Annotated in this window: 13 protein-coding genes, 1 tRNA gene and 1 other RNA gene; 13 read left to right on the forward strand and 2 right to left on the reverse strand. The window is 51.8% G+C overall.

Annotated elements, in window-relative coordinates; translation table 11 throughout:
• A partial coding sequence (locus OEL57_RS09760) for an OmpA family protein (RefSeq protein WP_300740096.1) occupies positions 1 to 1,181 on the reverse strand: 1,181 nt, incomplete at its 3' end.
• Positions 1,182 to 1,373: 192 nt separating this feature from the next.
• Here OEL57_RS09760 and hemB point away from each other — a divergent pair.
• Together hemB and OEL57_RS09770 are read left to right on the forward strand one after the other, a co-directional pair.
• Positions 1,374 to 2,360: a porphobilinogen synthase gene (gene hemB, locus OEL57_RS09765; RefSeq protein ID WP_300740099.1), complete on the forward strand. Its 987-nt coding sequence runs from the start codon at positions 1,374 to 1,376 to the stop codon at positions 2,358 to 2,360.
• Positions 2,361 to 2,401: 41 nt separating this feature from the next.
• Positions 2,402 to 3,205 carry a universal stress protein gene (locus OEL57_RS09770; protein ID WP_300740102.1) on the forward strand — a complete coding sequence of 268 codons (804 nt, stop codon included), beginning with the start codon at positions 2,402 to 2,404 and terminating at the stop codon, positions 3,203 to 3,205.
• A 3-nt stretch (positions 3,206 to 3,208) separates the two neighbouring features.
• Here OEL57_RS09770 and OEL57_RS09775 read toward each other — a convergent pair whose 3' ends face one another.
• Positions 3,209 to 3,637 carry a hypothetical protein gene (locus OEL57_RS09775; protein ID WP_300740104.1) on the reverse strand — a complete coding sequence of 143 codons (429 nt, stop codon included), beginning with the start codon at positions 3,635 to 3,637 and terminating at the stop codon, positions 3,209 to 3,211.
• A 512-nt stretch (positions 3,638 to 4,149) separates the two neighbouring features.
• Here OEL57_RS09775 and OEL57_RS09780 point away from each other — a divergent pair.
• The 11 genes from OEL57_RS09780 to OEL57_RS09830 all read left to right on the forward strand — a co-directional run.
• Complete coding sequence (locus OEL57_RS09780) at positions 4,150 to 4,572, forward strand: ankyrin repeat domain-containing protein (RefSeq protein WP_300740107.1); 423 nt, start codon at positions 4,150 to 4,152, stop codon at positions 4,570 to 4,572.
• Positions 4,573 to 4,694: 122 nt separating this feature from the next.
• Entirely contained in the window at positions 4,695 to 5,258 is a 564-nt protein-coding gene (locus OEL57_RS09785; protein ID WP_300740110.1) for an elongation factor P, read from the forward strand.
• A gap of 56 nt (positions 5,259 to 5,314) precedes the next feature.
• Positions 5,315 to 5,391 (forward strand) — tRNA-Ile (locus OEL57_RS09790).
• Between the two features lie 117 nt (positions 5,392 to 5,508).
• Entirely contained in the window at positions 5,509 to 6,645 is a 1,137-nt protein-coding gene (locus OEL57_RS09795; protein WP_300740112.1) for a Nif3-like dinuclear metal center hexameric protein, read from the forward strand.
• Between the two features lie 25 nt (positions 6,646 to 6,670).
• Entirely contained in the window at positions 6,671 to 7,393 is a 723-nt protein-coding gene (locus tag OEL57_RS09800; RefSeq protein ID WP_300740116.1) for a zinc ribbon domain-containing protein, read from the forward strand.
• Positions 7,394 to 7,498: 105 nt separating this feature from the next.
• Positions 7,499 to 7,867: RNase P RNA component class A (gene rnpB, locus OEL57_RS09805), an RNA gene on the forward strand.
• A 29-nt stretch (positions 7,868 to 7,896) separates the two neighbouring features.
• Entirely contained in the window at positions 7,897 to 8,238 is a 342-nt protein-coding gene (locus OEL57_RS09810) for a hypothetical protein (protein WP_300740119.1), read from the forward strand.
• Between the two features lie 303 nt (positions 8,239 to 8,541).
• Positions 8,542 to 8,931, forward strand: coding sequence for a nitrogen fixation protein NifX (nifX, locus tag OEL57_RS09815; protein ID WP_300740122.1), 390 nt, complete (start codon positions 8,542 to 8,544; stop codon positions 8,929 to 8,931).
• A 27-nt stretch (positions 8,932 to 8,958) separates the two neighbouring features.
• A complete protein-coding gene (gene fdxB, locus OEL57_RS09820; RefSeq protein ID WP_078789489.1) occupies positions 8,959 to 9,222 on the forward strand; it encodes a ferredoxin III, nif-specific in 264 nt (87 codons plus the stop codon).
• A gap of 43 nt (positions 9,223 to 9,265) precedes the next feature.
• Positions 9,266 to 9,598, forward strand: coding sequence for a NifB/NifX family molybdenum-iron cluster-binding protein (locus tag OEL57_RS09825; protein ID WP_300740126.1), 333 nt, complete (start codon positions 9,266 to 9,268; stop codon positions 9,596 to 9,598).
• A gap of 178 nt (positions 9,599 to 9,776) precedes the next feature.
• On the forward strand, positions 9,777 to 10,405 hold a 629-nt coding region (locus tag OEL57_RS09830; RefSeq protein WP_300740129.1), incomplete at its 3' end, for an NAD(+)--dinitrogen-reductase ADP-D-ribosyltransferase.

Raw genomic sequence — 10,405 nt, forward strand, 5'->3', positions numbered from 1 at the left:
GAAATCTCGTCGGCAGCGTCAGAGTGTATAAGAGACAGCCCTTTGGCAGCTAGGCGCTTCCTATCAACCTTGAAGTTTTTGACAATATAATCACGAACTGCATTGGCACGCCTCTGGGACAAAGCAAGGTTGGACTTATCACTACCAACATTATCAGTATGACCTTCGATCACACCTTTCAGGTTCTTTTGCTCATTCAGGCCGTCACCAACAACCTTCAACTCATCATAGTACTGCTTTTTAATAATTGACTTGCCGATATCAAAATTAACCTTCAGGGAAAGTCTGGAACCTGCTGCAACAGCAGAGGCCTTTGCAGCAGCAGCTTCTTTAACCATCGGCTCAGTCACCTCGACACCGGCAACACTGGTGGCTGTCTTGCCACCTTCGCCTTTACAGGTGAGAGTATAGCTGGTGTTTGCTGCAGGTGTAATCACCTTGGATCCGGAAACAGGCACAGGGCCGACACCAGGCTGGATTTCACAACCACTGGTATTTGCGGAAGACCAGGTCAGAGTTGTGGTTTTACCTTTTTCAAGGGTTGCCGGTTCTGCAGTCAGGTTACTGGTTGGGACAGGTACCGGAGCGGGCATTACCACAACCGGGGCTGCTTTAGGAGCAACAGCCTCAACCACTGGCTCAGCCACAACAACCGGGGCAGGGGCTGGCTTGGGAGCGCCTACAGCGATATGTAGCCCCAGAGTATACTCCACATTGGTATAAATCTTACTCATGCTGTAATTAAGCCCACGCACATCAGCACGCAGGGCAAAATTATCAGCCAGGAACCACTTGACACCACCACCGTAGTTAACAATCCCACGGGTTTTGCTGTTATCAATATTAAATCCGCCAAAACCGGCAGCCAAATAGGGGACCAAGCTGCTCTTGGGCATAAAGTTATAGAGTACGTCACCACCGTAACGCAGCATCTCCATATCACCGCCACCTTTGCGGTCAGCCTTCAAGTAATCAACCACCCCTTCAAGTGCCCAGTTATCAGTGAGATTGTAGCCCAACCGGAAACCAAAAACAGGAGATGTTTCAATACTTTGATTCCCCTGAAAGGTATATCCCCCCACATAGGGAGCAAAAGTAACCGTCTCCCCCCTGTTTTCGGCAAATGCAGCCTGACTTAACCCCATCAGCAGCAGTGCTGCTACGATTCCTGTTTTACGCATTTTGATACTCCTCCTTTCGCGGGTGTAAAAAAACATAAGAGAGTATTTATATCTTTTTTCAATACTCTAATGGTTTATGTTTACCACCATTTTTTTTATTGTCAATTGCTCTACTGACCTTGCATTCGTCAAAACAGACGTTGTATGATGCTGCCAGTGCATAAAAAGCGTATAAATTGGAGGTTCAAGCGTATGTTTTCTACCCGCTTCAGGGCTCGTCGCATCCGTGGCAAAGAGGTATTCCGTCGTATGGTCAGAGAAACGACTATCTCGACCAATGATCTTATCTACCCTATGTTTTCTGCCTTTGGCAGTGGCACAAAAAAAGAAGTTTCCTCCATGCCTGGCATTTACCAGCAATCCATTGAACATATTGTGGCGGAAGCCGGAGAAGTGCATGCCCTGGGCATTCCGGCGGTTATTCTGTTTGGCATCCCCGAAACAAAGGACGCAGTGGGTAGTGATGCCTATGCCGAACATGGCATCATCCAGGAAACGATCCGGGCCATCAAAAAGGAAGTCCCCGGCCTGGCTGTAATCACTGATGTCTGCCTGTGTGAATACACTGATCATGGCCATTGCGGCATCATCAGAGATGGTGATGTGGATAACGACGCCACCGTTGATCTGCTGGCCAGAGAAGCCCTCTCCCACGCACGGGCAGGGGCCGACATGGTGGCTCCCTCAGATATGATGGATGGCCGAGTTGGTGCCATTCGTCAGATCCTGGATGAAAATGGTTTCAGCCATATCCCGGTCATGAGCTATGCGGTAAAATATGCCTCAGGCTACTACGGCCCGTTCCGTGAAGCAGCCGAATCTACACCACAGTTCGGGGACCGCCGTTCTTACCAGATGGACCCGGCCAACCGACGCGAAGCACTACGTGAGGCACAACAGGACATTGACGAAGGGGCCGACATCATCATGGTCAAACCGGGGCTGCCCTACCTGGATATCCTGCGTGATCTGCGCAATGAATACACCATGCCGCTGGCGGTCTATAACGTCTCCGGCGAATACAGCATGATCAAAGGCGCTGCTGCAAACGGATGGATTGATGAAGAACGGGTGGTAATGGAAACCATGTTGGCCTTCAAGCGGGCCGGAGCTGACCTGATCATTACCTACCATGCCAAGGATGTGGCACGCTGGCTGAAAGGCGCAGCCGGATGCTAGTGCCATCTATGTACTGAATTACAATGCAAGGGGAACAACGGATGCTGACCGACATCATCGTTCATATGGACAGGGGTGCCGGATGCACGGCCAGATTGATGGCAGCCATCAATCTGGCGCTCCGTCATGGCGCCCGCCTCAAGGGACTTTACATCATTACCCACCCGCACTACACCTCAAACTCTGATTACCTGACCGACTTTGCCCAGGTGCGGGAATTCTTCATCAATGCCACCTCAAAAGCCGGTGTTGAGGCTGAATGGCTGCTGGTTGACTGGGCAACCGTCGGCACGCCACTCTCCAAAGTTGTTACCAGCCATAGTTACTACGCCGACACCATTCTGGTCGGGCAACCAGCTCAACTGCACAGCCGCAAGACCAACCTGGATTTTCACGAAAGCCTGATTCTCGGGGCAGGTCGACCGATTATCGTCTTCCCTGCCAACGGCGAAGTTTTCAGGTTTGGTGAGCGGATCATGGTGGCATGGAAAGGCGGCCGAGAATCTGTCAGAGCCGTTAACGATGCCCTGCCGCTTCTTCAAGCTGCGTCTGATGTTTCAATTGTTGCAATCGTCACCAACCATACTGAACAGGTCATGGAAGAGCAGGCCATGTCCAGATTACAGCAACACCTTGAACGGTATCGGATCACAGTCCGTACTGAAACAGTGTTTAAACAAAAAGGTACTGTGGCTGAAATGCTACTGGAACAGACCGCCAAGGGGGGAATTGATCTGATTGTTCTGGGCGGGTTTGCCTACAAATCAAACCGGGCACCGGCGTTAAGTCCCCTGACCCAGGAACTGCTGATCAAGGCACCGGTGCCGCTGTTGATCTCCCACTAATAACTACTCCTTCAGCCGCTCTGCCATCTCCCGTTTTTGCTTGCGGATTGCCCCTTCTTCTGCACCCTTAGGGATTTCCCGTTCCGGCAGTTTAGGCAGACTGGGAAGTGAGATCTTCTTATCTGCCTTGGCTGGCTGTGCCACAGGAGCTGTCCCCGATGCAGGCACAGCAGGCGCTGTCGTAGCGACTGGTGGAGCAGTAACAATCCGTTTTACCCGTTTCTTACGGGGAGGAAAGGTCTTTTTCAGGTTAATTTCACTAAACGCAAAGCTGGCGATGGATTCATGGTTGACCAGCACCACAACCTTACCCTTTTCACGCCAGACACGCTTGGCCTTAATTGTGCTACCATCCTTCAGATAGACCGTTGCAGCCTGGGCAGACACCGCCCAAACCAGCAGCAGAGCCAAGGCACAGAACAGCTTTTTCATGTTGACACCTCCCGGTGAGTTTAAAATTATAAAAACTATGCTATCCTCTATACCCTGAGATCACTTCAGGAGCAAGTGACCGGCAATAAAAAGTAGTTCCTGGGTGCAGTATTTTTAGTTTCAGCGGCACTGAACATGTGCTATAAAAATTACTCTTCCTTTCTTTTACTTTTGTTGTCACGGCAGGTGTCCATGGTGGATCAGGCCGCAGACATAGCGATTGTAACCGTTATGACAACAGTACCCCCCATACTGCTTGTCATGACGGCTTGTCTTGTGTTGACCAAAGCACCATCATGGCTTCCAGCCAGGACAGTATCAGCAGCAAAGCATCTCATTTTCTCTTTTTGTTTCTGTCGTCTCCCCCCAACTAGAAGAACTCTGTCATTGAAAACAAGTAGTTGCAGAGCATCAGCCACCAGCATGGCAAACTATTTTACATCCCGGCCCGTTGTCATTACCTGACTCGAAGTAGCCAACACACCCATTTCATGCAAAGGGAGGAAAAACCAATGGAGAACGTAAATGCCAAGGACCGTAACGGCCACACCCAACTGATCTGCGCCTCCAAGCAGGGGCAGATTGATAGCGTCAAAGACCTGCTGCACCGTGGCGCCGATATCACCGCCTCCAGCGATAAAGGCAAGACCGCCCTGCACTACGCTGCTGCCAACGGCAAAACCGAAATCGTTAAAATGCTGATTGGAAGCGGTGCCGAGGTTGATGCCCGTGATCGTGACGGCCACACCCCGCTGATGCTGGCCGCCATTTACGGCTGTAACCTGACGGTCCAGGCACTGCTGGAAGGGGGGGCTGACCCCCGTGCAAAGACCAAGTGTGGCAATACAGCTGTACTCTATGCCGAAAATAACAGCCATCCGATTGCAGCAACCCTTCTAAAAAAAGCTGAGCGAAGCAAAGCCGGTAATGCCTGATCTAGTGCCCTAAACGCCGTACATCTCCGACACCAGCCCTTTGACACAGTTGAAGGGCTGGTGTTTTTTTATTCAAGCAGCTATGATAAACTTTTATTTATTCCCACGAAGGAGTTGTAGCAATGCTTACCACCTCTGATTTTAAAAAGGGACTGGTGATTCAACTGGATGGCGCCCCCTGCCTGCTGATCGATGTCACTGTCCAATCCCCCTCAGCCCGTGGTGCCAACACCATGGTCAAAACCCGCTATCGCAACCTGTTAACCGCCCAGGTACTTGATCGCACCTTCCGCTCCGGCGACAAGGTGGATGAAGCAGATTACGAGCGCCACAAAGGACAGTTTCTCTATGCCGATGGTGATCGTGGCGTCTTTATGGATATGGAAAACTATGAGCAGTTTGAGATGGCTGAGGATGCCTTTTCTGCCATTTCGCCCTACCTGTTGGAGGGGACCGAAGTAACTCTGGGGCTTTTCCAAGGCCGCATGGTTATGGCAGAACCGCCAATGGTGGTTGAACTGACCGTTACCGAAACAGCGCCGGTCATCAAGAATGCGACCGCAACGGCAGAAACCAAGGATGCTATCCTTGAGACAGGCCTAAAGCTAAAGGTTCCTCCCTACCTTGAAAATGGCATAAAGATCAAGGTCGATACCCGTGAAGGCAGGTTTATCAGCCGTGCCTGACCTGAAATGCCTTGACATACAGAGAAAAACAGCTGTATTAGTACACTTTGCTGCACGGGCCTATAGCTCAGTTGGCTAGAGCCACCGGCTCATAACCGGTTGGTCCCAGGTTCGAGTCCTGGTGGGCCCACCATACCAATCCCCCCAGCAGAGGTTCAGGCCGGATGCGGTCAAATAATTACCGATCAATAACGACCATAGGTCAAAAAGAGTGCATCTCACAGGGATGCACTCTTTTCATTTATATAGCATGACCAATCCAAAACTGTCAGACATAGCTGGAATCATTAACAAAAAATACCCATTTTCACTAGCCGAAGACTGGGACAATGTTGGACTCCAGCTAGGCGACCCTACCACAGAGATACGACGGATCATGGTGGCCCTTGACCCGCTCCCCCAGGTCATAGCATCCGCCATCAACAACAATTGTGACCTGCTGATTACCCACCACCCCCTGATTTTCTCTCCACTTCGCCAGATAACCTCTTCAACCAGCGCCGGCAGCAGCATACTCAAGGCAGCCCAGAGCAACCTGGCCCTGTTGGCCATGCATACCAACTACGACATTGCACAAGATGGATTGAATGATCTGCTGGCAAAGCATATCGCTCTTGGACAGACCCGTCCCCTCAAGATCACCGGACGGGATGAGCTGACCAAACTGGTGGTCTTTGTACCGCAAGAACAGCTTGAAAAAGTTCGCACAGCATTACTACCCCATGCAGCATCTATCGGCAACTACCAGGACTGTTCCTTCAGCACTGCTGGTGAAGGCACCTTTCTTCCCCTGGCCGGGGCGCAACCGGCCATTGGTACTATTGGCAAGCGTGAAAAGGTGGAGGAGCAACGTCTGGAATTACTGGTTCGGCGTGAGCAGCTCGCCAAAGCAATCCGCATCCTGCTGGCCGTGCACCCCTACGAAGAACCAGCCTTTGATTGCTATCCCCTGCTGAACGAAACACCACCAAAAGGGCTGGGAAGAATCGGCTCACTGCCAGAGCCGGTCAGACTTGCAGACTGGGTTGCAGACCTGGCAGAGACATTGAAATGCACATCCGTCCGTTTCGTCGGTGATCCAGCTGGAATGATACAAAAGATCGCCCTCTGCAGCGGCAGCGGCGCCTCGCTGCTACGGGATGCAGTCCGTGCCGGTGCTGATCTACTACTGACCGGTGACATCAAATACCATGAGGCACGTGAGGCAGAGGCCCAAGGGATAGCCCTGGTGGATGCAGGGCACTTTGGTACCGAAATCCTTATGGTGGCCGCCATACGGGATTTCCTCGGCAACTCGCTGAATAATGCTGGCTATGCTGCAGAGATACTGACGGCAGATTGCGAACAGGATCCTTTCATAACCATTACCAGGCATGACAACAGATGAACGCATTTCAAACAAGGAGTCAGAAGTGAAAAAGAAACTTGACCTGCTGGAAGAGCTACAAGGTATTGACCAAACCATTGACGGTAGAAAGGCTGAGCAGACGACGCTCAAGACTGACATTACAGAGCTTGAGCAAACTCTGGCTTCAGTTCAGTCAGCCCTTACCGGGCATCAGACCCAGATGACTGAGCTGCGCCGCGAAAGGGCTGAGCTGGATGCTGCCATGCACACGGAGCAGGAAAATATCAAGCGTTCTGAAACCAACATGAAAGAAATTCGCACCAACAAGGAATTTCAGGCTATTGGTCGTGAGATTACCGCTGCCCGCAAGCAGGTGAGCGACCTTGAAGAACAACAGCTGCAGATTGATACCCGGATTGAAGAACTGCAGACCACCATCGACGCCTGTCAGGCTGAACTTGCTACCCTCGCCGACAGCACTAAAAATGGTAGTGATGAAAAGCAGGCTTGCATTGCAGCCCTGCAAGGCACTATTGATGCTGCTACTGCCAAGCGTGACGTAATAGTTAAAGAGCTTTCAAGCAGTCTGGTGCGCCGCTACGCACAACTTCGCGACCAGCGCCGGGGCCAGGCACTGGCAGAAGCTCGTGACGGTTCATGCATGGGCTGCAACATGCAACTGCCGCCACAGCTGTATAACACCCTGTTCAGAGGGGATGAAATGTACTTCTGCCCCCACTGCCAGCGCATCCTGATCCTGAAGCAGGAACCGGCAGCAGCAGAATAACTGACCGAATTATATAGAAACGGGAATTTCTTCGTTTCAGGTCTGGCACGCTGATTGAGCGCGCCGCAGCCGGGGCGGAGAAAGACCGTTTGCCACAGATTGGTTGGAGTAGGCCAGATGATCGCTGTCTGACACCGTCAGAGGGAGGAAAGTCCGGGCTCCGCAGGGCAGGGCGCTGGGTAATCACCAGCGGGGGCGACCCCAGGGAAAGTGCCACAGAGAGAAGTCCGCCCGTTTCGACGGGTAAGGGTGAAAGGGTGAGGTAAGAGCTCACCGGGTTCGGTGGTGACATCGGATGCCAGGTAAACCCCGCCAGGAGCAAGGCCGAATAGGGAGGCGTTAAGGGTGGCCCGCCCGTGCCTCCGGGTTGGCTGCTTGAGGTCATCGGCAACGATGATCCTAGAGGAATGATCGTCACCTGTTGACAGGTAACTGACAACAGGAACAGAACCCGGCTTACGGCCTGCTCCAGCCAATTTTTTCAATTTTACAAGGAATACTCCATGATTTTAGAATCAGATCTGGTACTGGTACATGTGGACAACAAGCCCGGCTTTTATGCCCGGGCTGAAGAGATCAGCCCTGATGTCAAGGCTGGTTGGTGGCAGGTAAAACTGCTGGTACTGACCTTTCCATTGCAGGTCTTCACCTGGATTCTGGATGAAGAACAACTGGATGAGGCCCCCTTCACCATGGGTGGAACCCCGCTGCGTCTCGAAAAACTGGTTTCTCCCCTTGAGGAGGAACGGCGCCAGCTGGAAAAGCAGGCTAAGGAAGCTCAAAAGACCGCCCCTGCCGATGCAGGCCAGAAAGTCGTCTCCCTGGCTGATCGCCGAAAAAAATAGTTATTTTCCGTAATGTTAGACCGAAACCGGCTGTTCATAAATCAACAAGTAGCCTGACAAGGCAAAATAACGAGTATAATTTCCGGAAAGAACATGCAAACTTAACGAGACCTAACGCCCCGCTTTCCGGGGCGTTTTTGTTTGTCCACCTACGACACCGCTGCCACTTTGCCTCCTCTATCTGCTGAATAAACAGACAATCTCCAGATCGTCCACCAGACAAATCCAAGCAACTTTAGCAAGTTACACATTGGCACACTCTGTGCTAACCGTTTTATGTGTTTTTCGCAAAGGAGGCAGACCATGAAAATCGCATTTACCACCACCAACGGCAGCATGATTGATCAGCATTTCGGACAGTGTGAAAGCTTCCAGATTTGGGAAATTGGGCCGGATCAGGCATCATTTATTAAATCAGTCACAACGGAAGAACATGGGGCTGACGAAGAGGACCGGATCAGTGCCAGAGCCAAGATCCTGTCTGATTGCGCCATTGTCTACACCATGCAGATCGGTGGACCGGCGGCGGCTAAACTGGTTGCCCAGAAGATTCACCCGATGAAAACCAACACCGAAGTCAGCCTGCCGGATACCGTAGCAAGGCTGCAAGAGGTATTACGGGGCAATCCGCCACCCTGGCTGCGCAAGGCGATGAACAAGGGACAAGTGACATCATTTGAAGATGCAGAATAGACTCACTAACCACACAGGAGGTGCCAAATGGCCTACATCACCGGATTAACCAAAGACAAGCAGGAATGGACCCCGCAGTATATTGTTTCAATAGACGAAGAAACCTGCATCGGCTGTGGACGCTGCTTCAAGGTCTGCAGTCACGACGTGCTGGCATTTGAAGAGCTGGACGAGGATGACTCAGCCAAGATGTTCATGCGGGTAGCCAACGCCGGCAACTGTATCGGCTGTGAAGCCTGTGGCAAGACCTGTTCAAAAAAGTGCTTCACCTTTGCACCGGTAGCAGCATAAGGAATCAGATGTTTTTCCTTACTGGAACAAGAAGGGAAAAATCATGTTGATTGCCGTAACATCATCCGATGGCAAACATATTGATACCCATTTCGGCAAGGCTGATCGTTTTCTGGTGTACGAAGTCAGCACAGGTGAGCCTGCACTGTTGTATGAGGTACAGGTTCCCCGGTACTGCGACGGGGCCGGGCCGGGGCATGACCTGATGGCAGACAAGCTGGCTGCCATTACCACCGGACTAGGTGCCTGTCGGGTGGTGGTGACCGCCATGATCGGCGAATCCCCGAAAGAGGAGATGGAGCGACTGGGGGTTGATATTATCAGTCTTAACGGACCGGTTGCTGATGTATTAAAAGAAGTCATCAAGTTGTACTAACTTAACAAACTTGGTAAAGACAGCTTACCGCAGAGGATGCGGAGTAACACAGAAGAAAGTCAAGAGCCCCGAATAAACGTTTAACGGTTTTGTTTGAATAGCTCTTTACGGTTCTTCTGTTTTACTCTGCGCACCTCATGTCCTCTGCGGTAAAAGCTGTTTCAGGTAAAGGCTCTCAATGTCGAGTACCGCCTTCAATCTCTGCAATCTGCCACCCTGGGTGATCGCCTCGCGTCACTTCAATGAACATCCGCAACCACTGTTTCTGCAGGGGGTGCGGGACGCCAACCGTTTTCTGTTTAACAAACTTGATGCCGTTGAAAGCCGTGAAGAGCGTGGTCAGGTGTTCAGTGACTACCTTTCAGTTAAGTTCCAGCTGCACCATGAGGATGGCCACACTGATTCTGCCAGAAAGGCGCTGCGTAACAGCTATCTGCGCTTCCTTAAGGGCTGGATGATGGAGAGCAACTCGGTGGAAGGGGCGGTCTTAAAAAGCTGGGTGGAGAGCAGAATGGGGATCGCCCCCACCTTCCACAATGGCCGGATCAGCGGCGCTGATTCTGAGGCTCACTACCGTTATATTGTAGATCGGACCCGAGGCAGCAAGCGGACCAATGCCATCAATGCCCAGCTTGATCTGCTGTACGAATACTGCCAGTACGAACTGCAGCGCAGCCACGGTGATCTGGCCTGCCTGACCCTGTTTCGCGGCACCAACGGCGCCACCGAAGATCAGATCCTGGAGCAGGTGGGCAAACGGGAGCAGATCGTCAGGCTGAACAATCTCTGTCTCTTATACACATCTCT

This window comes from Trichlorobacter sp. (genome assembly GCF_030247655.1).
In the GTDB taxonomy this organism is placed as follows: domain Bacteria; phylum Desulfobacterota; class Desulfuromonadia; order Geobacterales; family Pseudopelobacteraceae; genus Trichlorobacter.

Bases quoted from the DNA above. Each gene is read 5' to 3' on its own strand.
- hemB (WP_300740099.1), top strand. From the start codon at position 1,374: ATGTTTTCTACCCGCTTCAGGGCTCGTCGCATCCGTGGCAAAGAGGTA.
- OEL57_RS09795 (WP_300740112.1), top strand. From the start codon at position 5,509: ATGACCAATCCAAAACTGTCAGACATAGCTGGAATCATTAACAAAAAA.
- OEL57_RS09810 (WP_300740119.1), top strand. From the start codon at position 7,897: ATGATTTTAGAATCAGATCTGGTACTGGTACATGTGGACAACAAGCCC.
- OEL57_RS09770 (WP_300740102.1), top strand. From the start codon at position 2,402: ATGCTGACCGACATCATCGTTCATATGGACAGGGGTGCCGGATGCACG.
- nifX (WP_300740122.1), top strand. From the start codon at position 8,542: ATGAAAATCGCATTTACCACCACCAACGGCAGCATGATTGATCAGCAT.
- OEL57_RS09780 (WP_300740107.1), top strand. From the start codon at position 4,150: ATGGAGAACGTAAATGCCAAGGACCGTAACGGCCACACCCAACTGATC.
- OEL57_RS09785 (WP_300740110.1), top strand. From the start codon at position 4,695: ATGCTTACCACCTCTGATTTTAAAAAGGGACTGGTGATTCAACTGGAT.
- OEL57_RS09775 (WP_300740104.1), bottom strand. From the start codon at position 3,637: ATGAAAAAGCTGTTCTGTGCCTTGGCTCTGCTGCTGGTTTGGGCGGTG.
- fdxB (WP_078789489.1), top strand. From the start codon at position 8,959: ATGGCCTACATCACCGGATTAACCAAAGACAAGCAGGAATGGACCCCG.
- OEL57_RS09825 (WP_300740126.1), top strand. From the start codon at position 9,266: ATGTTGATTGCCGTAACATCATCCGATGGCAAACATATTGATACCCAT.